This window comes from Microbacterium sp. AC145, assembly GCF_979258505.1.
The window spans coordinates 3,638,867-3,665,411 of the sequence record NZ_OZ409859.1 but is presented as its reverse complement, the minus strand read 5'-3'; the positions used below and the strand labels follow the sequence as shown (position 1 = coordinate 3,665,411).

Below are 26,545 nucleotides of genomic sequence, written 5' to 3'. Positions count from 1 at the left end.
GGCCGACTCGGCGAGCAGGCGTAGGGGTCGGTGGGGAGAGATCAGTACGGGGAATCGGTGGTCTCGGCGTCGCGAGAATCGATCGCCGCCAGGCGCCGATCGATCATGTGCACCACGACGGCGAGCGGAAGTGAGGCTCCGACGAGCGGGATGACGACCGGGAAGACAGCGGCGATCACCGCGAAGGCGACGAGCACCACGAGCACCCCGATGCCGGTGAGCGGGGTGGAGAGCACCAGGGGCAGCGCGTAGCGCAGCACGGCGAGAGGGGCGTCGCGGTAGCGCACGAGCAGCGTCACGCACACGATCCACATCAGCAGCACCGCGAGCGCTGTGACCGAGGTCAGCACGGTCAGCACGGCCGCCGGCGGGCCGTCGAGTCTCGGCAGCACGACGGCGTCCGCGGCGAGCAGCACGCCCGCGGCGAGGAACGGGATGCCGGTCAGGTTGGCCCGGACGAACGATGCGCGGTACGCGCGGATGAATCGACGCACGGTGCCGGCCCCCACGTCGTCGCCGTCGCCGGCACCGGCGCCGTGGAGCAGTACGGTCGCCGCGGCCACGCTCGCGGGCATGAGCCCGAGCACCCCGAGGCCGACCACGACTCCCGCCGCGAAGAGCAGGTTCACCAGCACCAGCGTGCAGACGGCCTGCAGCACCTGCATGATCCGGCCGGTCCAGCCGAGTCCCACCTGCGCATCGGCGCTCACGAGCGCACCGCCTGCGAACCGCTCCAGACGACGCCGCGCTCGTCGATGCCACTGAAGGCGAGCACCGTGCGGCGGGCGACGGGATCCCAGGCGCCGAACACGACGGCCTCGAGCACCACGGCCTCGGCATCCACATCCGCATCCGCATCCGCCGACACCCGCAGGATCAGCGAGGCGGCCACCGGATCCCCGTCGCACGACAGCGTCGACTCGCAGTGCACGCGACGAGCATCGACCATCGTCGACGTCTCGGGGGCGAAGCGCACGGCATCCCACTCCCCCGCGACCGGCTCGGCCACGGCCAGCCGCTCGGTGCCGAGTCCGGCGAACGGATGCGGCGAGACGACGGGCCAGCCGGATGCGGTCCAGTGCACGCGCCGCACCTGCGCCTCGTGCAGCGTCGGATCGTCGGCGAAGCGCACGTGGTGCACCATGAAGGTCGCGTCGCCGTCGTGGAAGATCGAGTTGTGTCCCGGCGCGATGAGGCCGACGCCGCCGGGGAATCGCAGTCCACCGAGTATCTTCGTGCCGGTGACGAGCGCCTCGTCGTCGCACGGCGAGGTCAGGTCGCGCCCCTGATGGTCCCGATACGGACCGGTGATCTCGTCTGCCACTCCGACGCGCACGCTGTAGGTGTCGACCAGCGAGTCGAACGAGACGAACAGCACGTAGCGGTCGTCCTGATCGCGGTGCAGCACGTATGCCCCCTCGATCGCACCGTCGACGCTCTGCGGCCGCCGGGCGATCAGCACGCCGGGCTCGTCGCGCAGACGCAGACCCGTCTCGCGCGACAGCTCGACCGCACGGATGCCGTCGAAGAACGATCCGTAGAGCATCCACGGCGCGCCCGTCCTGTCGACGATGACGGCGGCGTCGATCGCGTTGCATCCGTCGCGATCGTGACTCGTGGAGATCACGATGCCACGGTCGACCCAGGGCCCCGCGAGATCGGTCGCCGTCGCCAGGCCGATGGCCGAGGTGCGGGACCCGAAGGTCGACGCCGAGTAGTACATGTGCCAAAGGCGGGAGCCGTCAGCGGTCGGCCAGCGCACGACCTCGGGAGCCCACAGTCCAGAGGCCCCGCTCCACTCCCGCGCCTGATCGGGCACTCCGTCGAGCGCGGTGCCCCGATACGTCCACTCCACCAGGTCGGGCGACGTGCGCACGTGGGCTCCGGCCGGCACCCGATCGGCGCCGGCCACGGCATCCGTGGAGAACATGTACCAGAGCCCGTCGTCGCCGCGGACGACGGTCGGATCGTGTGCGTGCCTGGCACCCCAGGTCGAGGTGTCGATGTCGATATCGGCGTGCATGTCAGCCCTTCGCTCCGGTGAGCGCCACGGATTCGATGATCTGCTTCTGGAACACCACGAACACGGTGAGCACCGGGATCAGCGCGATGAACGACGCCGCCATGATCAGCGGGTAGTCGGTCTGGCTGGCGTAGGTGGCGTTGAAGCTGGCGATCACGAGCTGCAGCGTCTGACGTTCCGGGGTGTTCAGGTAGATGATCGGTGCGAGGTAGTCGTTCCACACGGCCATGAACCACAGGATGAACTGCGCGGCGATGGCCGGCCGGATGGCCGGGAAGATGAGCGTCCCGAAGATGCGCAGGTACCCGGCGCCGTCGAGCTTCGCCGCCTCGATGATCGAGTCCGGCACCGAATCGAGGTACTGGCGCAGGAAGAAGATCATGACGATGTTGCCGAAGATCCCCGGCAGGATCAGCGGCCAGAGCGTGTCGACCAGTCCGGCGTTCGCGAACATCGTGAACTGCGGGATCATGATCGTCGGGAACGGGATCATGATCGCTGCGAGCAGCGACAGGAACACGACGTTCTTGAACGGCAGCCGCATCTTCGCGAACGCGAACGCCGCGATCGCGGAGCTCACGGTGCCGACGATCGTGACACTCACCGACACGATGAGGCTGTTCACGATGCCGCTCGCGAGCGGACCGGCAGACCAGACCCGGATGTAGTTCTCCCACTGCACCGGATCGGGGATCCACTGCGGCGGCAGCGCGAAGACCGCCTCCTTGGTCTTGAGCGAGGTGCTGAAGGTCCACAGCAGCGGCGCGATCATGATCACGCCGCCGAGCGACAGCACTGTGAGGAGGATGGCGTCGACGAGGCGGCGACGGGCGGTGCGCGACCGACCCGTCGTCACGCCGTTGCCGGTGGGACGCCCCACGCCTCCGCGGAGCGTGCGGCGACGACGGGCGGTGGGGACGGTGACCGCGACGGTGTCGTCGGCGGTCTCGGATACGAGCTGACTCATGATGGGCCTCAGTCGATCGAGAACTGGAAGCGGCGATTGATCCGGAATTGGATCGCGGTGATCACGAAGACCAGGAGCCCGAGCACCACCGACATCGCCGTGGCGTAACCCATCTGCAGGTAGTTGAATGCCTTCTGCCAGATGTACCAGACGATGGATGCCGTGGAGAACTCGGGACCACCGGTCGGGGTCATGATGTTGATCTCGATGAAGATCTGCGCTCCGCCGATGATGCTCGTCACGACGAGGAAGAACGTCACGGGGCTGAGCATCGGGATCGTGATGTGGCGGAACTGCTGGAACGCGTTCGCCCCGTCGATGGCCGCTGCTTCATAGAGGTGCCTGGGCACCGACTGCAGCGCCGCGAGGTACAGCAGCATCGAGAAGCCGAGTCCCTTCCAGACCGACATGATGATGATCGCGGGCTTCGCGGTGTCGGCGTTCTGCAGCCAGTTCGGGCCGTCGATGCCGACGATCGCCAGCACCTGGTTGATGAGCCCGAAGTCGCCGTTGTACGCCCACTGCCAGAGGATCGCGACGGCGGCGAGAGACGAGATCACCGGCACGTAATAGACGGTGCGGAAGAAGGTCGTGCCGCGCATCTTGCGGTTGAGCGCGAGAGCGAGCAGCAGCGAAAGGACGAGTCCGATCGGGATGCCGATCATCAGGAAGACGGTGTTGCCCATCGCCTGCCAGAAGTACGGGTCGTTGAACATCTCGACGTAGTTGTCGAATCCGTTGAAGACCGGGTCGCTCAGACCGTTCCACTTGGTGAACGAGGCGTAGAACGAGAACAGCAGCGGGTACGCGATGAAGATCAGGAAGCCGAGCACGGGGATCGCGACGAACGCGGCCGCGACGAGATGTTCACGGCGGTGCAGTCGGGATCGACGGGATGTCATCGTCGTCGACATGGGTCACCTCTTCTCAGAGAACGGGGACGGATGGAGCCGAAGGGTGGCAGCGGGGCCGCGCACAGGCACGGCCCCGCAGGATGATCAGCCGATGCCGGCGTCGGCGTTGGCCTTGTCGAGGAGTTCCTGCATGCGCGGCTGCACCTCGGAGAGGTAGTCGGCGGCGGTCTGCTTGCCGTCGAGCACGGGCTGGATGTTCTTGAAGAGCTCGTCGTACCATTCGGCGCTGTAAGTCGTGTTCGCGGGCAGGGCGCGACCGTCCTCGTTGACGATGTCGAGGAACTCCTGCTTGTTGGCGGGAGGCAGCGTCGCAGAGGCCACCCAGGTGTCGGCCATGTCCTTGAGGTTCGGAACCTGCACCCCGGCGTCGACGAGCGACTGCTGCGCGGTCTCGTCGGTGGAGAGGTAGATGGCGAGCTTCGTCGCGAGGTCGGCATTCTTGGAGGACTCGGCGACCGCGATGCCGAGCGTCCCGATCCAGGTGGAGGTCTCGCCGGTCGAGCCGACCGGGTACGGGATCAGATCCCAGTCGAAGTCCAGCGTCTCGTAGGTGGGCACGTCCCACGGGCCGACGGGGAAGAACCCGATCTCGCCCTGCATCCATCGCTGGTAGGTGTCGAGGGTCTGCGCATCGGTCACCGACGGCGTCACCTGCGCGACGTTCTGCATGTCTGCGAAGAACTGCAGGGCCTCGGCGAACTCGGGGCTGTCGACCGTGACCTCGGTACGGTCCTCGTTCAGCCAGTCGCCGCCGTTCGACCAGACGAAGGACTGCAGGTTCCACTGCACGTTGAGTCCGGTGCCCCACTGATCGAGAACGCCGTCGCCGTCGGTGTCGAGTGTCAGCCTCTTCGCGACGTCGATGAACTCGTCCCAGGTGTAGGGATCGTCGGCCGAGGGCAGCGGGATGCCCGCTGCTTCGAACATGGTCCTGTTGTAGCCGAACGAGAAGGGGCCCACGTCCTTGGGCATCGCGTAGATCGGGCCCTGCCCCATGAGTGATCCGTCGAAGCGGTAGCTGTCGACGCCGTACTGCCAGACGTTGTCGAGATCGACAGAGGCCTCGACCTCCGTCGTGATGTCCTTGATGATCCCGGACTTCACGTACGCCTGCACACTGCCTGGGTCGACGTAGAAGACGTCGGGGATCTGCTTGCCGGTGATCGCCGCCTTGAGCTTGGTGCTGTACTCGTCTGCCGTCGTCATGATGATCTTCACCGTGACGTCGTTGTCCTTCTCGAACTGCTCGATCGCCGCGGTGTACGCCGCCTTCTCCGCGTCGCTGCCGCGGAACATGAAGGTGAGGGTGTCGCTGTCGCCGCCTGCTGCGGCGCCACTCGAGCATCCGGTGAGTGCTGCCGAGGCGAGGGCGATGACGCCGGCGACGGCCAGGATCCGTGACTTCATTGTGCTGTGATTCCTCTCGGGAGGTGACTGCGTTGTCGTCGCTCGGCTACTCCGCGTGAGCGATCCCATTGATTTACAACGTTGTAGTAAACGTTGTAAAAGTATTGTGACCCGGTTTGCCAGAACTGTCAATCACCAGTTCCGGAGGCGGTCGGATCGTCCGCTGCGGGGAGGATCAGACCGAGGGAGCGGATTCCCGCTCGAGGATGCGGTAGTCGGCGAGAAGCGTGCGCGGCGGGGCACCGGCGTCCCCGGCGATCCGCGCGAGCAGTGTCGACACCGCCGTCTTGGCGATCCACGCGCGACCCGGATCCACCGTCGTCAACGACGGGATCGAGTAGGCGGCCTCATCCAACCCGTCGAAGCCGACGACCGCGACGTCGTCGGGCACTCGACGTCCCGACTCCTGCAGCACCCGCATCGCACCGAGCGCGAGGGTGTCGTTGAGCCCGAACACCGCATCGAATTCGCCGCCTCGGGCGAGCAGCTCGCGCATGGAATCGGCACCGTTGGCCCGATGCCACAGGGTCGTGTACCCGATGATCGTCTCGTCGTAGGCGATGCCCGCGGCATCCAGCGCCGCACGATAGCCCTGCAGACGCAGCGCCGCAGAGCCGATGACCTCGCCCTCGTGCGCGCCGACCACGGCGATGCGGCGCCTGCCCTGCGCGAGCAGATGCTCGGTCGCCGCGCGAGCCGCCTCGACGTTGCGCATGGTGACGTGATCGGCGGGACCGTCGAAGATGCGCTCGCCGAGCAGCACCAGCGGGAACGACACGTCCAGCGCCGCGGCATCCTCCTGCCCCATGCCCAGCGGGCTGAAGATCAGACCGTCGGTCAGCTTGAGCCGGGGGCTGCGCAGCAGATCGAGCTCGCGAGTGCGGTCTGCGCCGGTCTGCTCGACGAGGACCACGACTCCCGCAGCCTCCGCCTCCTGGATCACGAGAGCCGCGAGCTCGGCGAAGTACGGCAGCCCGAGATCCGGCAGCGCGAGGGCGATCGCACCCGTGCGTCCCGAACGGAGATTGCGCGCCGTGAGGTTGGGTGTGTAGCCGAGCTCGGCGATCGCCGCCTCGACCTTCTCGCGCGTCGCCGGACGGATGTGCGGGTAGTCGTTGATGACGTTCGACACCGTCTTGATCGAGACGCTCGCGAGGCGCGCCACGTCGTGCAGCGTCACCGCCATGTCGCCTCCAGGATCAGTGCGGTGCCGACGTTGCAGAAATGCTGTCCCACCGCGTCATCACCCTACACAGAAGAAGCCCGGCATCCGTGGGATGCCGGGCTTCCTCATGTCAGATCGCGATCAGGTGATCAGCTCTCGATCGTCTGACGACGACGAGCGAGGAGCAGGAATCCACCCGAGAGCAGTGCGAGAGCGATCGCCGCTGCGGTGAGCGGGACGATCACGTCGCCACCGGTGTTGGCGAGGCCGCCGTCACCGGGAGCGGCTGCGCCGCCCTCACCCGGAGCCGGAGCAGCTCCGCCGCCACCGACGACCGGAGCCGCGAGGACCGAGAAGGCCACGTCGGTCGGAGCCGAGGCGGCACCGCCGATGGACTGCGTCACCGACACGGTGTACGTGCCGGGCTGCAGAGCCGCACCGAAGTCGACAGCCCACGATCCGCTCTCGACCGTGGCCGTGAACGTGCCGCTGGCTGCGGCGAAGGATGCCGCGAGGGCCGCCGTCGTTCCTGCCGCCGGTGCCGGCTCGGCGCCGGTGAGCGTCACGGTGACGGTCGCACCGCTGATGCCGGTACCCGAGAGGACCGAGGGTCCCCCGTCGTGCGGGAACTCCGCGCCGTTGGCGACCGAGGTCACAGCGGGCGCGGCGGGGACGACCGCGAAGGTCGAGGTCGCCTCAGGCGAGACCTCGTCGACACCCTCGATGGTGCGGGTCTGGGTGACGACGATCTTGTGCTGCGGGGTGTACCCGAGCTTCAGTCCGTCGACAGTCCAGTTTCCGTCAGCGGCGACGACGGCCGTGCCGAGGGTCTCGCCCTTGACGTTGCTGACCGTGATCTCGGCGGTCGGGAGTCCGGTGCCGGAGACCGCGGTGACGGGCGCGTTGACCGTGGAGCCGTCGGCAGGCGACGTGATGACCGGTGCGAGGAGCGGAGCGGGAACCACCGTCAGGTTCAGCGTGGTGGTCGGCGAGGTGCTGAAGCCGTTCACACCGGTGATGGTGATCTCCGCGGCACCGAGGTCGACGGGTCCGACGAACGAGAACGCTCCGTCGACGACGTCGACGGTCTGCTCTGCGCCGAGTCCGGTGACGGTCACGGTGTCGGATCCGGGAGCGGTGCCGGTGATGGTCGCTCCGGGGTTGACCTCATCGCCGCTGGCCAGGTCGTTGACGACCGGTGCGTCGAGGTCGAGTGCGACCGTGTAGCCATCGGTCTTGGGAAGCGCGGTGACGAGCGATGCCGACCAGGTGAACTGCTCCTGGGTCGGGCTCGCAGGCGAGCCACCACTGATGAGGCCGACAGCTGCGTTGCCCTGGATGACGGCTCCACCCGAGTCGCCGGGGCCGGCGAGCGTGTTGCTCGAGAAGCCCTGCACCCAGTGACCGTCGATGCTCGCCCATCCGTCGAGGACGTCATCCGCGTCGACTGCGCCGGTGGTGAAGCCGGTCGTGCGACCGCTCTTCTGCACCTCGCCGAGCGAAGGAGCGGCGACAGACTTGATCTCGATGACGCTGTCAGCCAGCGAGCTGAGCGAGTCTCCGGCCGTCGTCCAGTCGGTGACGGCGGGAACCGGGTTCCATCCGGACCCCTCGGCGATGTCGATGACCGAGATGTCGGTCGCGTTCGGGTCGCCGTTCGTGCCGAGGCTGCCGTTGGCGCCACCGAACTGGGCGAAGCTGAACTTTCCGAGCAGTTCGATGGAGCTCGGCAGTGCGACCTGGTCGCTACCGGCGGCTGCTTCGCTGCTGGGAACGGTCAGGGTGGTGTCGGTGAGGCGCTCGTCGTTCTCACCGAAGGCGCAGTGTCCTGCACTCAGGAGCGCCGGGTCACCGGCGGGCGAGAATGCCGCGAAGCCGAGCGAGCACGACCATGCGGCGTTGCCGGGCTCGTTCGCGAGGAAGCCGGGAAGGTCGGGAGAGACCGACAGGTAGCCCTGTCCACCGACGACGTCACCCTCGGCGAAAGCCGAAAGGGTGCGTTCGACCGTGACGACCGACGGATTGGCGAGCTCGGCCTTGGCTGCGACGTTGTCGATCGCTGCGCCGCTGGTCGGGCTCTCGGCGGTCACGACGACGACTCCGGTGCCGTCGGCCTTCTTGCCGAATGCGACGACCTCGACGCCCTCGTCGGCAGCCTGCTTCGTGGCCTCGAGGATCTCGGCGTCGGGGCCGCTCTGGCTCGACGCCTCCGTCGGCTCGGGGGCCGGTGCAGATCCGTCCTCTGCGAACGCGACAGGCGCTCCGAGGAAGATGCCCGACAGCGCGAGCGTCGTGGCGGCGGTCAACGCCAGAGGGCGTCGACCTGTCACTCTGTGCTTCATGTGATGTATGTCCTTGCTGGTCACGGATCGTCAGTCAGTTTCAGTTCCGGCACGCGCACGGAGCACAGAACCGGCCGCCTCCCGGTGGAGGCGTGAACTGCGACGCTGGCCCCCCGACAAGCAGGATCCTGCCCGTCGGGACGAACAGGGATCTCAAGCAGAGTACCCAGTAAATCCACAGAATGGGAGAATTGTTTACCAGAATTTTGCCATTTGACCTGGCACTCGTTTGCGGGGTATACGCGCGAGGCGCCGCGGCCCGACATTCACCTTCCGCACCGTCGAATCCGCTGAGAACTCAGTATTTCGGCTGCCGACCCGGTTACCATGACCAGCATGAGCACCCACCGCAGAGCACGAAACCTCGTCGGCCTCGCGATGCTGGGAGCCTTCGCCCTGCTGGGCACGGCCTGTGCGACCGGCACCCCGGGCGACGCCCCGACATCGACTCCCGAGCCGAACAGCGAAGAGGCGGCCGTCGTCGAGAAGCTCGTCGGACTCTGGGGAGAGAACGCCGCAGGGCAGCCGCACCTGGAGTTCGCCGCCGACGGCACGGTCACCGGCAGCGACGGATGCAACGGCGTCACCACGACCTACTCGGTGAACGGTGACCGCGTCGACCTCGCTCGGTTCGCCTCGACGCTCAAGGCCTGCCCCGGCGTCGACGACTGGATGCGCGGCGTGCGCGCCGTCGAACTCGACGGCGACGTGCTCGTGATCATGGATGCATCGGGCGCCGAGCTCGGCAACCTCACCCGCTCCAGCTGACCACTCCCCCGGTCGTTGAGCGAGCCCGGCGAAGCCGAGCGAGACGAAACGCCCCCGGTCGTTGAGCGAGCCCGGCGAAGCCGAGCGAGACGAAACGCGGTGACGTCCTCGGATCGCCCCACCACGTTTCGACTCAGGCGACTCCGTCGTCTTCACTCAACGACCACCACCCGCCCCGGTCGGTGAGCGAGAACGGCGAAGCCGAGCGAGACGAAACGCGGTGACGTCCTCCTATCGCCCCACCACGTGTCGACTCAGGAGACTCCGTCGTCTTCACTCAACGACCACCACCCGCCCCGGTCGTTGAGCGAGCCCGGCGAAGCCGAGCGAGACGAAACGCGGTGACGTCCTCATATCGCCCCACCACGTGTCGACTCAGGCGACTCCGTCGTCTTCACTCAACGACCAGCACCCTCCCCGGTCGTTGAGCGAGCCCGGCGAAGCCGAGCGAGACGAAACGCGGTGACGTCCTCATATCGCCCCACCACGTGTCGACTCAGGCGACTCCGTCGTCTTCACTCAACGACCAGCACCCTCCCCGGTCGTTGAGCGAGCCCGGCGAAGCCGAGCGAGACGAAACGGAGTCAGCCTTCGACGTGTCGTTCGTCGACGCCGTCGTAGAACGACAGCGGGCGGATCAGCGCGTTCGCGCCGGCCTGCTCGATGATGTGCGCCGTCCACCCGGTGACCCGCGCCGCGACGAACAGCGGCGTGAAGGTGAGCGTGTCGAAGCCGATCAGGTTGTACGCCGGGCCCGACGGATAGTCGAGGTTGGGGTAGATGCCCTTGCGTACGACGAACTCCGACTCGAGCGCGTCGTACAGCTCGGCCACCTCTGCCCGGTCGTAGTGCTCGACGAGCGTGTCGAGTGCCGCCTTCATGGTCGGCACGCGGGAGTCGCCGCTCTTGTAGACGCGGTGGCCGAAGCCCATGATCTTGCGCTTCTCCGCCAGAGCCGCATCAAGCCACGGCACCACGTTCGAGGCGTCGCCGATCTCGTCGAAGATGTGCAGCACGGCCTCGTTCGCCCCGCCGTGCAGCGGTCCCTTGAGCGCGCCGATCGCGCCGACGACGGCCGAGTACAGGTCGCTGAGCGTCGAGGTGATCACGCGGGCCGTGAACGTCGAGGCGTTGAAAGAGTGCTCGGCGTACAGGATCATCGAGCGGTTGAACGCGTCGACGACGACCGGGTCAGGCTCCTCCCCGAACGTCATCCAGAGGAAGTTCGCCGAGTAGTCGAGGTCGTCGCGCGGCGCGATCGGCTCCTGCCCACGACGACGGCGCTGACCGTAGGCGACGATCGCCGGCAGCGCGGCGAAGAGGCGGATGCTGCGCTCGAGGTTCTCCTCGGGGCTGCCTCCGGCATCCAACACAGACCCACCCGCGTTCGTGTCAGCGGCGCCGATCACGCTGACCGCCGTGCGCACCTCGTCCATCGGATGCGCCTCGACGGGGATCAGGTCTATCGCCGCCTTGACGGTATCGGTCAGCGCACGGTGCTCGCGCTCGGTCGCACGCAGGGCTGCCAGCTGCGCGGCATCCGGCAGCTCGCCGTGCCACAGGAGGTACGCGACCGCCTCGAACGACTGGGTCGACGCCAGCTCCTGCACGGGATACCCGCGGTAGAGCAGGCTGTTCGTCTCGGGGTTGACCTTCGAGATCGCTGTGGTGTCGACGACGACTCCCGCGAGGCCCTTCTTGATGTCCGGCTCGGTCATGCTCACTCCTTCGTCACGGTGAAGCCTGCGACGCCCGAGTCGAATTCCTTGTAGGACTCGTAGTCGATCAGGTCGTAGAGATCTGCACGGTGCTGCATCTCACCGAGCTTCGAGGTGAGATGCCCCTCCTCGTTCAGCGTATCGAGCGCTCGGCCCGCCGCGCCCATCGCGATGCGCAACAGCGACACCGGCCAGATGACCATGTTCACCCCGGCATCCCGCAACTGGTCGACCGAGAAGAGGTCGCTCTTGCCGAACTCGGTCATGTTGGCGAGGATCGGCACGTCGAGCGCCTCTGCCATCGCCTCGAATTCGGAGAGCGTGCGCATCGCCTCGGGGAAGACGGCATCGGCCCCGGCATCCACCAGCGCCTTGGCGCGATCGATCGCGGAATCGAGCCCCTCGACCGCGCGGATGTCGGTGCGCGCCATGACCAGGAAGTTCGGGTCGCGACGGGCATCGGCGGCTGCGCGGATGCGACGGATCGCCGTGCTCTCGTCGACGACGCTCTTGCCGTCGAGGTGACCGCAGCGCTTCGGGTTGATCTGATCTTCGATGTGCGTGCCGGCGAGGCCCGCGTCTTCGAGCTCCTGAATCGTGCGGGCGACGTTCATCGGCTCGCCGAAGCCGGTGTCGGCGTCGACGATCGCGGGGATGTCGGTCATCCGCGCGATCTGCTTGGCGCGGCCTGCGACCTCGGTCAGGGTGGTGAGGCCGATGTCGGGCACCCCGAGGTCGGCAGAGAGCACCGCGCCCGAGATGTAGACCCCGTCGAAGCCCTTCTGCTCGATCAGTCGGGCGCTCAGCGGGTTGAAGGCTCCGGGGAACCGCAGCAGCTCACCGCTCGCGAGGCGCTCGCGGAACAGACGGCGCTTCTCGGCCGGGGTGACGTGGGAGTACAGCATCAGAACATCCCTCTCAGTGTGTCTGCGGCTTCATGCCGCGTTTCGTCTCGCTCGGCTCCGCCGCGCTCGCTCAACGACCGGGGACTCCACGACCCGAATCCGCCGCGCTCGCTCAACGACCGAGGATTCCAGGACCCGAATCCAGCGTGCTCGCTCAACGACCGGGGATTCCACGACCCGAATCCGCCGTGCTCGCTCAACGACCGGGGATTCCACGACCCGAATCCGCCGTGCTCGCTCAACGACCGGGGATTCCAGGCTTGGTCGTTGAGCGACGCCCGCGAAGCGGCCGGAGACGAAACGCGGTGAGGCAGCATCAGAACAGGCCCTTCGGGGCGTCGGCGCCCTCGAGCAGACCGGGCTTCGCGATGATCGACAGTTCGCCGACCTCGGCCGCCGTGAGCTCGGGCAGACGCTGCACCAGCTCGAGGAAACGCTCGATCTCGGCGGGCTCGAGCACCGGCTCGGCCAGCAGACGGAACTTCGCGATGTAGTTGTCGCGGGCGAACGGTCGGGCGCCGAGCGGATGCGCGTCGGCGACGGCGATCTCGTCGACGACGGTCGTGCCGTCGATCAGGCGGAACTCGACGCGACCGCCGAACGCCTTCACGTCGGGATCTTCCGAGTGGTAGCGGCGCGTCCACTCGGCATCCTCGGCCGTGGTGATCTTGTGCCACAGCGCGACGGTGTCTTCGCGGCCCGCACGCTCGGGAGTGTACGAGTCGACGTGGTGCCAGCCGCCGTCCTGCAGGGCGACCGCGAAGATGTACGGGATCGAGTGGTCGAGCGTCTCGCGCGATGCCGTGGGGTCGTACTTCTGCGGGTCGTTCGCGCCCGAGCCGATCACGTAGTGCGTGTGGTGGCTGGTGTGCAGCACGACGGCCTCGATGTTCGCGGGGTCGCGCAGCGCCGGGTTCTCGGTGCCGAGCTTGCGGGCGAGGTCGATCCACGCCTGCGCCTGGTACTCAGCCGAGTGCTCCTTCGTGTACGAGTCGAGGATCGCGCGCTTTGCCTCGCCCGCGGCGGGCAGCGGCACCTCGTAGGCAGCGTCCTTGCCGTCGAGCATCCAGGCGATCACGCCGTCTTCACCCTCGTAGATCGGGGCGGGGCTGGTCTGGCCCCGCATCGCCCGGTCGACGGCCTCGACCGCGAGCTTGCCGGCGAACGCCGGGGCGTGCGCCTTCCAGGTCGAGATCTCGCCCTTGCGGCTCTGGCGGGTGGCTGTGGTGGTGTGCAGTCCCTGGCCGACGGCCTGGTAGATCGTCTCGACGTCGAGGCCGAGCAGGGTGCCGATGCCGGCGGCGGCCGACGGGCCGAGGTGGGCGACGTGGTCGATCTTGTGCTTGTGCAGGCAGATCGCGCGCACGAGGTCCATCTGGATCTCATAGCCGGTGGCGATGCCGCGCAGCAGTGCGCGACCGTCGGCCTGCACGTGCTGGGCGACGGCGAGGATCGGCGGGATGTTGTCACCGGGGTGCGAGTACTCGGCCGCGAGGAACGTGTCGTGGTAGTCGAGCTCGCGCACGGCCACACCGTTGGCCCACGCCGCCCACTCGGGGCTGGTGCGGTGATCGAGAGCAGCACCGAAGACCGTGGCGCCGATGCCGCCGGTCGAGACGGGGTGGCTGAACGCCTGGGCGCGGGCCGCGTTGATGGGGCCGCGGGTGAGGGATGCCGCGGCGACCGACGCGTTGTCGATGATGCGGTTGATGATCATGTCGGTGACGTCCTGCTCGACCTCGACCGGGTCGGCGGCGACCTCGGCGATCTTCCAGGCGAGCTGGTCTTCTCGGGCGAGGTTCTCATCGCTGCGGTGCACACGGACGTGGTGGGTGACGGTCATTTCACACCTTCTGGGTTGGCTGTCAGGGAGTCGAGGATGCCGGCGAGCGCGTTGTGCAGGTGCACGTGCGTGGCGTGGGCGGCGAGATCTCCGTCTCGGGCGCCGAGTGCCGCCGCGATCGTGCGGTGCTCGGCGGCGGAGGCGGCGAGGCGGTCGGGCTTGTCGCGGGCCATCCGGCGCACCCGCACGAGGTGGGTGCGCACGGTGCGCAGCGCCGAGGCGATGTAGTCGTTGTCGACCGCCTGGTCGAGAGCGGCGTCGAAGCGGGCGATGAGGGAGTAGTACGCGTCGCGTCCTTCGACGGCGGCGAGATCCACGTGAGCGAATTCGTCGGCGAGCGCGGCGAACAGGGTGGCGTCCCCTCGCTGGGCGGCGAGACGGGCGGATGTCTCCTCCAGCGCGCGGCGGATCTCGAACAGCGCGCGGATGTCTTCGGCATCCAGATCCGCGACCACCGTGACCCGCGGCGACTGCTGCACGACGAGGCCGTCGGCTGCCAGGCGGCGCAGCGCCTCGCGCATCGGGGTGCGGCTGATGCCGAGCCGGGCGGCCTGCTCGACCTCGCCCAGCACGAAGCCGGCGGGGAGGGTGCCTGACTGGATCTCCTCCAGCAGCGCCGCGTGCGCTCGATCGCTCGCGGTGATGCGATCGGCGACGGAGCTCATGCCCTCAGTGTATACACAAATACCGCAAAGAGGTCATTCGAGTGAGCGCCGAGTGCCTCGCGTATACATTGCGCTAACGCTGCGGCTGCTCCACGGCATCCGGCACAGGTTCGACGAACTCCGCGGGCCGCGGCTCGCCGAGCTTCACCACGACCACTCCGACCAGCACCAACGCGCCGCCGAGGGCCTGCAGCAGGTCGGGAAGCTGTCCGAGCAGCAGCCATCCGAACAGCAGCGCGGCGACGACTTCGGCGAGCGCGACGAACGAGGCGAGGCGCGAGCCCAGCATCCGGGTCGAGGCGATGCCGAGCACGTACGCGAGGGCCGTCGCGATGAGCCCGATCGCGAGCACCGGGACGAACCACGGCACGGTGCCGAAGCGGTAGGCGATGTCGTCGGTCGTCCAGGCGATGGGCAGGATGCCGACGAGGCCGGCGATCGTCAATGCGATCGCGCCGAGCAGCAGCCCTCCTCCGGCGAGCGCGATCGGCGGCAGCCCGGTGTCAGCCTTGGCCGAGAGGAGGAAGTAGGTCGCCGCGCCGACCATCGCGGCGAGCGCCCAGAGGATGCCGGCGACGTTCACCTCGGCGCCGGTGATGATGTCGAGCATCAGCACGAGGCCGACGAAGGCGATGGCGGCGCCGATCACGCTGCGCCGACTCGGGCGTTCACCTCGACGCAGCCACAGCCACAGGATGACGGCGATCGGCGCGGTGTATTCGATGAGCAGTGCGAGGCCGACGTCCATCACGGCGACGGCCTGGAAGTAGCAGAGCTGTGTGGCGGTGACGGCGAGCAGACCGTAGGCGGCGACCATGCCGGCGTTCTTCCGCAGCACGCCCCACCTCCCCCGCAGCGACAGGATCGTCGGCACGAGCAGCACGAGCGCCGCGACCCAGACCCGCGCGGTCACGGCGGCACCGGGTGTCCACCCCGCATCGATGAGTCCCCGTGCCCAGGCGCCGGACATCCCGAACGCGAAGGCCGCGCCGATCGCCAGCGGCAGACCGAAGCGCACACCCTGCGCGGTGATGTCATTTGCAACCTTGCTCATGACAGGTGACGCTACTCGCGTGCAATGTAAGGTGTCAACATGAACTTCACCGATGACACGGAAGAGGCTCTTCGCTCGGCCGTCTGGCTGGTGAACTCGGCGGAGGACCCCGAGACGCTCGAGACGCTCGCCGACTACGACGCCTTCCTCGCTGACTTCCCCTATTCGGGTCGACTCGATCGCGACGAGGTCGAACTCGTCTCGATCCGAGACCTGCGCCCGCGCCTGCGCGCCATGCTGCTCGCGCCCCGCGACGCGATGGCCGAGCACGTCAACGCCGCCCTCGCCGAGGCTCACCTCGCCCCGAGGCTCGTACGCCACGACGGAGTCGACTGGCACCTGCACGCGGTGGCCGACGAGCGACCGCTGGCCGAACGCGTGCTGATCGAGACCGCCATGGCGCTGATCGACGTCATCCGTGCCGATGAGGGGTCCCGCATCTCCATCTGCGCCGACGACACGTGCCAGGCTCTCGCCCTCGACCTCTCGCGAAACCGCTCGAAGCGCTACTGCTCGATCACCTGCACCAACCGCAATGCGGTGGCCGCGTACCGCGCCCGCCGCACCCGGAGCGACACTCACGCATGACCTTCGCCTCTCCCTACGACTCCTGGTTCCCCGATGCCCCCTTCGACGCCAGTTACGGCCACAGTCTTGAGACGCTGCGCGGCACTGCTCCGATCGCACCGCCCGAGGGCTTCGCGGAGCGCTGGATGCGGTGGCGCGACGAGGCACGGCAGGTGGATGACGCCCCGGTCGTTCTGTCAGTCGATTCCGAGGCGGGCCGCCGCGTCTCGGTCATCGAGTACTCGGGTGTCGACGGCATTCGTCTGCGTGCGTGGTTCGTCGAGCCTGCGTCGGGCGCGGCTCGCGTCGGCGTGGTGCACAGCCACGGATACGGCGGACGCGATGCGATCGACCTCGCGCGAGTCCCCGATGACGCGGCCGCGATCTTCCCCGTCGCGCGAGGCCTGCCGACGCTGAATGCCGGTGTGGGCGCTCCCGAGCCGAGAGACGAGCACGTGCTCGCGGGCATCGACGATCCCGACCGTTACGTGCTGGGACTGTGCGCCCGCGACCTGTGGCTCGCGGCAGACGCGCTGCTCACCCTGACCGGCGATGCGCCTCTCTATTACGTGGGTGAGAGCTTCGGCGGCGGCATCGGTTCGCTCGCGCTGCCCTGGGACGACCGCTACATCGGGGCGACGCTCATCGTGCCGAGCTTCGGACAGTACGACGAGCGGCTCGCGGTGTCGTGCGTCGGCAGCGGCGAGGCCGTGCGCGAGCACGTCGCCGCGCACCCCGAGGCCCGAGAGACGTTGCGTTGGTTCGACGCTTCGAGTGCGATGACCCTCACCCGCATCCCGGTGCGCGTCGAGGCAGCGCTGTGGGATCCGTACGTGCCGCCCCAGGGCCAGTTCGCGGTGGCGAACGCCGTCGGCACGCTCGACCTCGAGGTCCTGCCCGCCGGACATGCGGACTACCCGGGTCGGATGCCGTCACGGCGGCAGCGATCCGAGGCGGTCGCGCGCACCTCGAGCTCGCTCTCGCAGCCTGCTGAGTCCTGGAGCCGCCGTCTCGCCTGACGGGAGCTCGAAGCGCAGGGGGCGGCCGGTGACATACGATGACACCATCGGATCCGAGGGGGGAACATGTCCGATACCGATTTCTGGATCACACCGGGCGGGCTCATCGATCAGGCGCGCGCCTTCGATCAGTGCGCGCAGCTCGTCGGCGACGGCAAGACATGGGTGGACGAGCACCCAGTCGGCGACTCGAGCGAGTACCCGCTGTATTCGGGCGCGGCTGAGCAGGCCATCGACATCAGCGACGGCCTCTCGGTCTTCCTCGGACACGTCCAGGAGGTGCTCGTCGGGGTCGGCACCGAACTGCGGGACGTCGCCGCCGAGGCCGACACCATGGACATGATGTCCGCCGCCGAGCTCGACGCGTACGACCCGGACGAGTACAACGACTTCGATCCCGATGCGCCGGGGCGCCGGAGCGACGCCGAGCTCGCCCCGTCCACCGACCGCACGGACGACGGGGAGCTCTTCCCCGTCTACCCGCTGAACGGGGGCGGCATCGCCTTCTACTGCGATGCGGGAGGACAGTACGACAACCTCGACGAGCAGGGCACCGCGCTGCTGCCCGGCGACCTCCTCAGTCCGTCGGAGTGGGTCTGGACGGTCATGGGATGGATCGGCGCGCAGAGCATCAAAGAAGACCTCCTCGAGGTCTTCGGCGGGCGCTGGTCGGAGCTCTACGAGTTCCGCTTCATGCTCGAGGGCATCAGCACGATGCTCAGCGAGGTCGCCGACAACCTGGAGTCCGCGAAGGGCGCCCTGTCCGTGTACTGGCAGGGCTACGCCGCGAACAGCGCGCAGGACTACTTCGAGCACCTCCTCGAGCAGCTCCGCGATGCGAGCTCGGAGATCGGGGATGCAGCCGGGCAGTTCAGTCAGTTCCTGCAGGGCGTCGAGCTCGAGTTCGAAGCGCTCGCCGGGTCCGCGCACGGGTTCATCGACGCGATCCTCGTCGCGGCGGCTGCTGCCGCAGCCGGCACCGCGACGGCTCCGAGCGGCGTCGGCCCCGTCGTCGGCTACGGCACGGCAGGCGTCTCACTCCTCTGGGCGCTGAAGAGCGCGAAGGAAGTGTGGGACGGCATTCAGAACGCCCTGACGATCCTCACGCTCCTCGACGCCGTGCGACATCTCTCCGCGGATCTCAGCGACGTCACCACCGATCTGCACATCCCGACGATGGAGACGACAGGATGACCCGAGAAGAACGCGTCGCAGCCATGGAGGCGAGGCTCGGGGATGCGCTCCGTCCTTCGCCCTTCGCTGCAGCGGACGATCGGCCGCTCGTGGGCAGCATCCCGGCCTCGTCGCCCCTCATCCGCGAGGTCCGCGCCGAGCTCGAGCGCGCGGCGGACACCGCGCACGCGAGCCCCGAGCTCCGGCAGCGGATCCGAGCGGTTCTCGCCGGACAGCAGTCCCTGAGCGCGCTTCTCAGGGACGATCTCCTCCCGATCCCACACGGCGACGCCATCCCGGAGGACGCCCGCGACGTCATCGAGAGCATCGAGGGCGCCGAGGAAGGAACACCCGAATGATCAAGGTCTCCCGTTCCGCGATCGCGGCCCTGGACCAGGTGCAGGCGGGACTCGACGGCATCGCCGAGCAGCTCGATGCCCTGGAAGCCCACCTCGACCGCCTCGAGGGCGCGTGGAACGGAGAGGCGCGTGAGGCGTTCCACGTCTCCCAGCGGCGCTGGAACGCCGACATCCGCGCGCTCCGCGCACTCGCAGCCTCCGCGCGCGAGCGTGCGACGAGACACATCGACGACGTGGACGACTTCGATGCGCGCCGCGCCGGCGCCTGGGCGCGATGAGCCGCCTCCGCGCCGGACTCGCCCTCGCGTCCGGCATCGTCGGTGCGGTGCTGCTGCTCGCCGGGTGCGCGTCTGCCTCCGCCGGGGTCTCGATCTCGTTCGACGACGGCGACGGCCAGACGACTGTCTCCGGGAACCCGGCGTCCGTGCGGTGCACGACCACGAGTGCGAGCGGCATCGCGACCGACGCACCCCAGACCGGGGTCACCGTGCAGTTCGGCGACGGCGCACAGCAGTCCTCCGTCAGCGCCTGGGTCAACGACGAGCGCATCCACCTGTTCGAGGCGCGTGACATCGACATCGAGGTGGACGGGGACCGCATCCGCATCGACGCGGCTCCGGGGACGGTCACCATCGCCGAGGCCGAGCCGGGCGACCAACCCGGCACTGGCTCTTTCGACACCGAGAACGCCATCGAGGTGGACGGCTCGCTCACCATCGACCTCACGTGCGACCGATGACGCGGGGAGAGCCTCGATGACGAACGAGCAGGATGCTGCGGCGCAGCCAGAACACGTCGGCGCGCCCGAGCACGTCGTTCCACCGACTCCCGTCGATGCGGCCGAGCCCGCCGTCCCGCTCGCCCCATCGCTCGGCTCACCCGCCGGCCCGCCGCCGCCGCAGTGGCCGGGAGCGCCCGTGCAGGGTGGTCCTCCGGGCGCAGTGCCGCCATACGCGAGCGAATACCCTCAGCATCCGCCGCGCGGATACCCCCAGCAGAACTACCCGCAACCGGGGTACCCGCAACCCGGCTACCCGCAGCAGAACTATCCGCAGCAGAACTACCCGCAGCCCGCGCCTTACGGCGCCGGCGCCGGCGCCTACCCGCTCACCTCGTCGGCTCCGCCTCCCCCACGCTCCGGCGGGCGCACCCTCGCCGTGATTCTCGGCGTCGTCGGCGGACTCGTCGTGCTCGGGGTGGTCGGCGTCGCGGTGGCCGTCGGCCTGTTCCTGGGCGCCACGCCGCCGACGCCGATCGCGGTGCCGAGCCCGACCGCCGTCCAGCCCGACGAGCCGAGCGCCGGCCCCGACGACGCCGACCCCGATGCCGACGCCGACGCCGGCTCAGACGCCCCCGCCGATCCCGAGGCCGGCACGGCCATCGCCGACCGCCTCGAGCAGAAGATCGACGAGTACAAGCGCCTCCGCGACTCTGGCGAACTGTGGCAGAGCATCCCTGACACCGAGTTCAACCGCACTGCCGTCAGCGCCTTCCTCTACTTCCTCACCGACATGAAGGTCGCGACCATCTGGGGCGTCGACGCCGCCACAGCCGACGAGTACGAGCAGCGCATGACGATGCTCGAGGAGCGTCTGCTCGCTCAGCAGCCGCTCGGCGACGACATCGAGATCACGCTCGAAGACAAGGTCTTCACCTATGACGGCGAGACGGGCGCGGGCGGATACACGCCGAAGTAGAGGAGCGATACGCTCGAAGGATGAGCGACTGGACCAGCACCGCGATCGCCCTGCTGGAAGCCGACGCGAACCGCAGTGCAGACACGCACCTGCACCTCTTCCCGCTGCCGCCGGAGTGGGGCATCGATCTGTATTTGAAGGACGAGTCGGTGCATCCGACCGGCTCGCTCAAGCACCGCCTCGCCCGCTCGCTCATCCTCTACGGGCTCGTCAACGGGCGGATCACGGAGAATTCCACGCTGGTCGAATCGTCGAGCGGCTCGACGGCCGTCTCGGAGGCCTACTTCGCACGGATGCTGGGGCTGCCGTTCGTGACGGTGGTGCCACGGTCGACCAGCCAGGAGAAGATCGACCTCATCGAGTTCTACGGCGGTCGCTGCCACTTCGTCGACCGCGCCGAAGACATGTCTCCCGAGGCGCAGCGCCTGGCCGCCGAATGCCACGGCCACTACCTCGACCAGTTCACGTTCGCCGAGCGCGCGACCGACTGGCGCGGCAACAACAACATCGCCGAGAGCGTGTTCAGCCAGCTGTCTCAGGAACGGCATCCGATCCCGCGCTGGATCGTCGTCGGTGCGGGCACCGGCGGTACGAGCGCGACGTTCGGGCGGTATGTGAAGTACCGCCGTCATGAGACGCAGATCGCCGTCGTCGACCCCGAGGGCTCGGCGTTCTACGACGGATGGGCGGGCACGGTCGACCCACCCGCCGGACGCCCCAGTCGCATCGAGGGCATCGGTCGGCCCCGGGTCGAGGCGTCGTTCGTGCCGAGCGTGATCGACGAGATGATCCGCGTGCCGGACGCCGGGTCGATCGCCGCGATCCGGATGCTGCGCGAACGCACACTGCATCTCGCGGGCGGCTCGACAGGCACCAACCTGTACGGAGCGTTCCAGCTCATCGCGCGCATGCGGGCCGCGGGCGAGACCGGCAGCATCGTCACACTCATCTGCGACAGCGGCATCCGCTACGCCGGCACGTACTTCAACGACGACTGGGTCGCGGAGCAGGGCTGGGACCTCGCCCCGCACCGCGCCCGGCTCGATCACCTGTTGGAGACCGGCGACTGGGTCGAGTGATCCATCCTCACGCGGTGACGTAGCCCCCCGAAGAGCTGTCGCTGCTGAGACGGTACAGCGGGGCACTTCCCCTGCCGCCCGCGCGGCTCCACACGCGGGCCGACCTCGCCTGCTCGGCATCCGCGTCTCCGTACTCGAGCACCAGCGCGGCCGGGATCCGGCCGTCTGAGCACTCGACGACCACGAAACTCGGACGACCGAGCCCTCCGGATTCGACGCGCGCCACCACACTCGACGAGTGGATGCCGCGGGGCGGCGTCGAGAGCAGGTCCGACTGGGCGACGTGCTGCACAGTGTGCCGTCCGTCGAACGGGGACACCGGGAGTTGCGCGATCGATGCGGCGCTCATTCAGATCACGCTCGCAGATGCGACGGGGTTCTGTGAGCGCTCATGCCGAGTCTGCGCCCACGCCTTCATGTCGGCGAAGTCGTGTTCGTCGAGGTAGGCACGGACGACGTCGTGCACGAGGCGAATCTGCGCTTCGGATCCCATCGCCGCCTGCATCATGTCGACCGTCGGCGCCGGCGCTCCGTCGATGCGCTCGAGAGCTTCGCGAACGATGCGTTCGCGGGCTGCGCGCCCCATCGACTGCTCCATCGGCAGTGCTCGCGATGGGCTATCTTTGGCGTGTTCGTGACTCATTCGAGCCTCCTCTGTCGGGATGGTGGTGCTTCACGGACAGTGGTGCCGGGGCTGCAACCCCGGCACCACGTTGTGCTTCCATCGTAGCTTGTTTTGAGTCATTCAAAAAAACAGTCATGCCTGGCGGTTCAACGACCGGCGAGCGCCGACGCGGCGACGGCTACGCTGGCCGCATGACAACTCTCATCCTCACTGTCGCGGGTGCCGATCGCCCCGGTCTCGTCGCAGCCGTCGCCGATGTCGTCGATGCCCACGGCGGAAACTGGGAGAACAGCTCGCTGGCCGAGCTCGCCGGAACCTTCGCCGGCGTGATCGAGGTGTCGGTCGCTCCCGAGCACTCCGAGGGTCTGCAGGCCGCCCTCCGCGAACTCCAGGGCCAAGGCCTTCTCACGCTCGCCGTGCTCACGGGCGCCTCAGCAGAGTCGGACGCCGACGACCGGGTCCTCGAGATCCAGGTGCTCGGCAACGATCGCCCCGGAATCGTCCGCGAGGTGTCGAACGTCTTGAACTCCCACGAGCTCAGCATCGAAGAGCTCGCGACCGAGACGCGTGACGCCGCGATGGCCGGCGGCCGCCTCTTCGAAGCATCCGTCATCGCCCGCGTGCCTGCCTCCGTCGACCTCGACGCGCTGCGCCGCGACCTCGAGCGCATCGCCACCGAGGTGCAGGTCGACATCACCGTCGCCTGACCCGCAGCATTCGGAAGCGCAGCGGATGGGCCTTGTCGATGCCGCGAACCGGGTGAACGCCGCTCACCCCTGGTCGCACAACGACGCCTACTCGGGCTTCGTGCTCAGGCACGCCCGTGCCGTGCGTCGGGCCGGCGGAGATACGGCGCTCGACGTGGGGTGCGGCATGGGTGATCTGCTCGGCGAACTGTCAGAAGTTCTTCCCATCACGGTCGGAATCGAACCGGATGCCGCGACGGCGGCCGCCGCCACCCGACGGTTCACCGGTTCGGGCGTTCGGATCGAAAGACGCATCTTCGGATCCGAGCCGGAGGCCGCGTACGACGTGATCGTGTTCGTGGCGTCGCTGCATCACATGCCTCTGCACAGCGCGTTGCAGGATGCTCGCACGGCACTGCGCCCCGGCGGTCGAATCGTGATCGTCGGCCTCGCCCGGGAGACTCCGAGGGATGCGCTCCGTTCAGCGATCTCGTTGCTGCTGAACCCGCTCATCGGGCTGATCCGTCACCCCTCGCGCGCGACTCAACCTCCCGCGCACATGCGGGCGCCGACCACGGAGGCGAGCCGATCGTTCGAGGAGATCCGCGCGATCGCCGGCGATCTGCTCCCCGGCATCCGGATGCGCCGCAGACTCTTCTGGCGCTATACCGCCTGGTGGCAGGCGCCGATCCATCCTGCGTGATCGCGCCAACGCATGTGGTTCCGGTCGCAGTCAGTGCCGCCGCACGAGGTTCCCGTCGCACTTCGTGCCGCTGCGAGCGCCCCTGAGCGGCACGAAGTGCGACCGGAGAACTCCGGTCACCACACCTCAGACCATGCGCGCCTTCGGCGACCTCGAGTAGGTGGCCTCGACATCGCTGTGGACCGTGTCGCCGAGAGCGGTGTCGATCGCGGCGAGCGTGTCGGCATCGAGCGTCACACCCGAGGCCTTGACCGTGTCGGCGAGCTGCTCGGGGCGGGATGCTCCGACCAGGGCCGCGGCGACGTTCTTGTTCTGCAGCACCCAGGCGATCGCGAGCTGCGGCATCGACAGGCCCGCCTCCGCGGCGATCGGCTTGAGCTTCTGCACTGCGGTGAGGATGTCATCCTGCATGAACCGCTTGATGAACTCCGCACCGCTGTGGGAGTCGGTCGCGCGGGAGCCTGCGGGAACCGGCTGGCCGGGCAGGTACTTGCCCGAGAGCACTCCCTGCGCCATCGGCGACCAGACGATCTGCGAGATGCCCAGCTCCTCCGACGCGGGCACGACCTTGCCCTCGATCACGCGGTGCAGCATCGAGTACTCAGGCTGGTTCGAGATGAGCTGCACGCCGAGCTGCTTCGCGAGTGCGTGCCCCTCCCGCAGCTGCTCGGCCGTCCACTCCGAGACGCCGATGTAGAGGGCCTTGCCCTGACGAACCACGTCGGCGAACGCCTGGAACGTCTCTTCCAGCGGGGTCTCGTAGTCGAAACGGTGCGCCTGGTAGAGGTCGACGTAGTCGGTGCCGAGCCGCGTCAGCGACCCGTTGATCGATTCGAGGATGTGCTTGCGGCTGAGTCCGGTGTCGTTCGGTCCCTTGGGGCCGGTCGGGAAGTAGACCTTCGTGAAGATCTCGAGGCTCTCGCGACGCTGACCCTCGAGAGCCGTGCCGAGCACGACCTCCGCCGCGGTGTTCGCGTACGTGTCCGCGGTGTCGAAAGTGGTGATGCCGGCGTCGAGCGCCGCGTGCACGGTCTTGACGGCGGCGTCGTCGCCGACCTGCGATGCGTGGGTGACCCAGTTGCCATAGGTGATCTCAGAGACCTTGAGACCGCTGTTGCCGAGATAGCGATAGTTGACCATGGCACCACGCTACCGGCCGCAGCAGACACCGGGGCGGGATCACCGTGACCCGGAACCGACGTCAGACGCGAGGTTCGACCAGCTGCTCCTGCTCGGCGAGCGTCTGCGCCTGCGCGCGCTTCTCGGCGCGCTCGCGCTCCTGCGCGGCGTCGCGTTCCTCGGCTGCCTGCGTGGCCTCCTTGCGCTCCGCCCGGGTCTGGGGTTCGCCCGTCCCGGCCTGCGCCTCGATGCCCTGCGACTGCGTGGTCACGATCGCGGCGCGGTCGCGGAAGCCCTCGGCGGTCACCTTGTCGAGAGCGACCTGCTTGCGGATGGCTGCGGCCTTCTCATAGAGCGACGGGTCGCCGTACGAGGTGAGCACCTTCACGAGCACGGGCAGCAGCTCGATCATGAAGAACAGCGCCGCGATCAGGATGTGCGCCCACAGGATCGTGGGCTCCTTCTCGCTGAGACGGTTGAGGCCGCTGATCTGGCTCAGCAGACCGATGGCACCCGCGTTTCCGGATGCCACCGATTCAGCGCGCGCGTTATAGGCGGCGAGCGCGGTGTCGTAGCTGTCGCGTGCGGCGGGGAGCTGCGACTGCGCCTCCTCGCGGTTCTGCGCCTCCGACGTGCTGGTGTTCTCCTTGGCGGCGGTGCCGGCCTCGGCGAGCTCCTCGTTGGCGGTGCGCAGCTGCGCGGCGAGAGCGTCATAGGTCTGCTGAGCCTCGGCGAGCTGGGCCTGTGCGGCATCCGAACTCGCGCCCTCGCCGTTCACGCCGGTGCAGCCGGGCACCGTGCCCGCGCCGTCGCCTGTGAGCTCGCACTGGTACAGCACCCGAGCCTGATCGATGACGGCCTGCTGGGCGGTCATCTTGGCGGTGAGGTCGTCGACCGTCGCCTGTGCGGCCGACTCGGTCGCCGACGAGGTGTCGGTGCCCGCGACGACGCCGGTGGCCGCCTGGTTCTCGAGCGTGGCGACTCGGTCTGACGCCGCATCGAGTGCCTTGCGCTCGGGGCCTGTCTCGAGCGCATCCTGGTCGGCCTGCGCCTGGGTGATGTTGGTCGAGGCGACTTCGCGCGCGATGTCGTTGTGGAAGATCTGCAGCACGAGGGGCTCTGCGACGACGAAGCCGATGATCGCGGCCATCACCACACGCGGGATGGCGAGGCCGATGAGCTTCCAGACGTTCCGCGTCGACGTCATGGTCGAGGTGAGGAACCGGTCGAGGTTGAAGATGATCAGCGCCCACACGACGGCCAGTGGCACAGCGACCCAGATCGCCGCCTGCACACCGGTGGTCAGCGCGAACAGCATCGAGATCGCCGAGACCAGCGCGGTGCCGGCGAGCACGAAGAACATCTGCACGAACCGCGGAGTCTCGCCGGGCACCCGGTCGAGGATCTCCCCTTCGGCGCCTCCGAGGATCGCGAGCTTGCGCAGTCGCGAACCGGGCACGGCGGGCTTGCGCTCACGCGGCTGGCGGCGGGGCTTCGGCTCGCGCGCGGGCGTGGGGGCGGCGGATGCTGCGGCATCCTGCGCGGGGTCCTGCTCCGTCCGCGGCGCCTCGTGGGCGCGCTCCGGCGCCTGCAGATCGGCACCTGTGGGCTCGTACTCGCGGAGGAAGTCGAGATCGTCCGTGTCAGCGTTCGGGTCGCTGTCGAGGATGATCCGACCCTGCGAATCGAACCGTCCGGGGCGGTGGGCAGAATAGGGCATCCCGACAATCTACGAAACGTCGCCTGT

The 26,545-nt window shown here is 68.3% G+C and carries 27 protein-coding genes; 11 read left to right on the top strand and 16 right to left on the bottom strand.

Going from position 1 to position 26,545, the window contains the following annotated elements:
* Positions 1-41: 41 nt before the first annotated feature.
* The 7 genes from ACZZZN_RS17715 to ACZZZN_RS17685 form a co-directional block, all read right to left on the bottom strand.
* Positions 42-710, bottom strand: coding sequence for a YesL family protein (locus tag ACZZZN_RS17715; protein WP_463506447.1), 669 nt, complete (start codon positions 708-710; stop codon positions 42-44).
* On the bottom strand, positions 707-2,023 hold the full coding sequence (locus ACZZZN_RS17710; protein WP_463506446.1) for an arabinan endo-1,5-alpha-L-arabinosidase: 1,317 nt from the start codon (positions 2,021-2,023) through the stop codon (positions 707-709). The genes ACZZZN_RS17715 and ACZZZN_RS17710 overlap by 4 nt, the downstream gene beginning before the upstream one ends.
* A gap of 1 nt (position 2,024) precedes the next feature.
* Complete coding sequence (locus ACZZZN_RS17705) at positions 2,025-2,990, bottom strand: carbohydrate ABC transporter permease (RefSeq protein ID WP_463506445.1); 966 nt, start codon at positions 2,988-2,990, stop codon at positions 2,025-2,027.
* 8 nt (positions 2,991-2,998) lie between these two features.
* The gene (locus tag ACZZZN_RS17700) at positions 2,999-3,904 is read right to left on the bottom strand and encodes a carbohydrate ABC transporter permease (protein ID WP_463506444.1); all 906 of its coding nucleotides are present in this window, start codon (positions 3,902-3,904) and stop codon (positions 2,999-3,001) included.
* Between the two features lie 84 nt (positions 3,905-3,988).
* Positions 3,989-5,311, bottom strand: a complete 1,323-nt coding sequence (locus tag ACZZZN_RS17695; RefSeq protein ID WP_463506443.1) for an ABC transporter substrate-binding protein — start codon at positions 5,309-5,311, stop codon at positions 3,989-3,991.
* A 175-nt stretch (positions 5,312-5,486) separates the two neighbouring features.
* A complete protein-coding gene (locus tag ACZZZN_RS17690; protein WP_463506442.1) occupies positions 5,487-6,497 on the bottom strand; it encodes a LacI family DNA-binding transcriptional regulator in 1,011 nt (336 codons plus the stop codon).
* Positions 6,498-6,625: 128 nt separating this feature from the next.
* Entirely contained in the window at positions 6,626-8,818 is a 2,193-nt protein-coding gene (locus ACZZZN_RS17685) for an Ig-like domain-containing protein (protein ID WP_463506441.1), read from the bottom strand.
* Between the two features lie 336 nt (positions 8,819-9,154).
* On the opposite strand from ACZZZN_RS17685, the gene ACZZZN_RS17680 reads away from it, so the two are divergent.
* Entirely contained in the window at positions 9,155-9,586 is a 432-nt protein-coding gene (locus ACZZZN_RS17680) for an META domain-containing protein (RefSeq protein ID WP_463506440.1), read from the top strand.
* A gap of 584 nt (positions 9,587-10,170) precedes the next feature.
* On the opposite strand, the gene ACZZZN_RS17675 is transcribed toward ACZZZN_RS17680, so the two are convergent.
* The 5 genes from ACZZZN_RS17675 to ACZZZN_RS17655 form a co-directional block, all read right to left on the bottom strand.
* A complete protein-coding gene (locus ACZZZN_RS17675) occupies positions 10,171-11,304 on the bottom strand; it encodes a bifunctional 2-methylcitrate synthase/citrate synthase (protein WP_463506439.1) in 1,134 nt (377 codons plus the stop codon).
* Between the two features lie 2 nt (positions 11,305-11,306).
* Positions 11,307-12,209: a methylisocitrate lyase gene (gene prpB, locus ACZZZN_RS17670; RefSeq protein WP_463506438.1), complete on the bottom strand. Its 903-nt coding sequence runs from the start codon at positions 12,207-12,209 to the stop codon at positions 11,307-11,309.
* A 316-nt stretch (positions 12,210-12,525) separates the two neighbouring features.
* On the bottom strand, positions 12,526-14,052 hold the full coding sequence (locus tag ACZZZN_RS17665) for an MmgE/PrpD family protein (RefSeq protein WP_463506437.1): 1,527 nt from the start codon (positions 14,050-14,052) through the stop codon (positions 12,526-12,528).
* On the bottom strand, positions 14,049-14,717 hold the full coding sequence (locus ACZZZN_RS17660; RefSeq protein ID WP_463506436.1) for a GntR family transcriptional regulator: 669 nt from the start codon (positions 14,715-14,717) through the stop codon (positions 14,049-14,051). Before ACZZZN_RS17660 ends, ACZZZN_RS17665 begins: the two co-directional genes overlap by 4 nt.
* Positions 14,718-14,790: 73 nt before the next feature.
* Entirely contained in the window at positions 14,791-15,771 is a 981-nt protein-coding gene (locus ACZZZN_RS17655) for an EamA family transporter (RefSeq protein ID WP_463506435.1), read from the bottom strand.
* 39 nt (positions 15,772-15,810) lie between these two features.
* Between ACZZZN_RS17655 and ACZZZN_RS17650 the strand changes: the two genes are divergently transcribed.
* The 8 genes from ACZZZN_RS17650 (at position 15,811) to ACZZZN_RS17615 (ending at position 21,665) form a co-directional block, all read left to right on the top strand.
* A complete protein-coding gene (locus ACZZZN_RS17650) occupies positions 15,811-16,359 on the top strand; it encodes a CGNR zinc finger domain-containing protein (RefSeq protein WP_463506434.1) in 549 nt (182 codons plus the stop codon).
* Complete coding sequence (locus tag ACZZZN_RS17645) at positions 16,356-17,357, top strand: acetylxylan esterase (protein WP_463506433.1); 1,002 nt, start codon at positions 16,356-16,358, stop codon at positions 17,355-17,357. The genes ACZZZN_RS17650 and ACZZZN_RS17645 overlap by 4 nt, the downstream gene beginning before the upstream one ends.
* Before the next feature lie 66 nt (positions 17,358-17,423).
* Complete coding sequence (locus ACZZZN_RS17640) at positions 17,424-18,551, top strand: LXG domain-containing protein (protein WP_463506432.1); 1,128 nt, start codon at positions 17,424-17,426, stop codon at positions 18,549-18,551.
* Complete coding sequence (locus ACZZZN_RS17635; RefSeq protein WP_463506431.1) at positions 18,548-18,889, top strand: hypothetical protein; 342 nt, start codon at positions 18,548-18,550, stop codon at positions 18,887-18,889. The genes ACZZZN_RS17640 and ACZZZN_RS17635 overlap by 4 nt, the downstream gene beginning before the upstream one ends.
* Entirely contained in the window at positions 18,886-19,167 is a 282-nt protein-coding gene (locus tag ACZZZN_RS17630; RefSeq protein WP_463506430.1) for a WXG100 family type VII secretion target, read from the top strand. The genes ACZZZN_RS17635 and ACZZZN_RS17630 overlap by 4 nt, the downstream gene beginning before the upstream one ends.
* Positions 19,164-19,628, top strand: a complete 465-nt coding sequence (locus ACZZZN_RS17625; RefSeq protein WP_463506429.1) for a hypothetical protein — start codon at positions 19,164-19,166, stop codon at positions 19,626-19,628. The genes ACZZZN_RS17630 and ACZZZN_RS17625 overlap by 4 nt, the downstream gene beginning before the upstream one ends.
* A 16-nt stretch (positions 19,629-19,644) precedes the next feature.
* A complete protein-coding gene (locus tag ACZZZN_RS17620; RefSeq protein WP_463506428.1) occupies positions 19,645-20,586 on the top strand; it encodes a hypothetical protein in 942 nt (313 codons plus the stop codon).
* A 20-nt stretch (positions 20,587-20,606) separates the two neighbouring features.
* Positions 20,607-21,665, top strand: a complete 1,059-nt coding sequence (locus tag ACZZZN_RS17615; RefSeq protein ID WP_463506427.1) for a PLP-dependent cysteine synthase family protein — start codon at positions 20,607-20,609, stop codon at positions 21,663-21,665.
* A 7-nt stretch (positions 21,666-21,672) separates the two neighbouring features.
* On the opposite strand, the gene ACZZZN_RS17610 is transcribed toward ACZZZN_RS17615, so the two are convergent.
* Positions 21,673-22,014 carry a hypothetical protein gene (locus ACZZZN_RS17610; protein ID WP_463506426.1) on the bottom strand — a complete coding sequence of 114 codons (342 nt, stop codon included), beginning with the start codon at positions 22,012-22,014 and terminating at the stop codon, positions 21,673-21,675.
* A complete protein-coding gene (locus ACZZZN_RS17605) occupies positions 22,015-22,251 on the bottom strand; it encodes a hypothetical protein (protein ID WP_463506425.1) in 237 nt (78 codons plus the stop codon).
* Positions 22,252-22,481: 230 nt separating this feature from the next.
* Here ACZZZN_RS17605 and ACZZZN_RS17600 point away from each other — a divergent pair, with 230 nt between their 5' ends.
* Both ACZZZN_RS17600 and ACZZZN_RS17595 read left to right on the top strand, forming a co-directional pair.
* Positions 22,482-22,997: a glycine cleavage system transcriptional repressor gene (locus tag ACZZZN_RS17600; RefSeq protein ID WP_463506424.1), complete on the top strand. Its 516-nt coding sequence runs from the start codon at positions 22,482-22,484 to the stop codon at positions 22,995-22,997.
* Positions 22,998-23,022: 25 nt separating this feature from the next.
* On the top strand, positions 23,023-23,679 hold the full coding sequence (locus ACZZZN_RS17595; RefSeq protein WP_463506423.1) for a class I SAM-dependent methyltransferase: 657 nt from the start codon (positions 23,023-23,025) through the stop codon (positions 23,677-23,679).
* Positions 23,680-23,805: 126 nt separating this feature from the next.
* Here ACZZZN_RS17595 and ACZZZN_RS17590 read toward each other — a convergent pair whose 3' ends face one another.
* Together ACZZZN_RS17590 and ACZZZN_RS17585 are read right to left on the bottom strand one after the other, a co-directional pair.
* A complete protein-coding gene (locus tag ACZZZN_RS17590) occupies positions 23,806-24,819 on the bottom strand; it encodes an aldo/keto reductase family protein (protein WP_463506422.1) in 1,014 nt (337 codons plus the stop codon).
* A 61-nt stretch (positions 24,820-24,880) separates the two neighbouring features.
* Complete coding sequence (locus tag ACZZZN_RS17585) at positions 24,881-26,518, bottom strand: DUF4407 domain-containing protein (protein ID WP_463506421.1); 1,638 nt, start codon at positions 26,516-26,518, stop codon at positions 24,881-24,883.
* Positions 26,519-26,545: the final 27 nt, after the last annotated feature.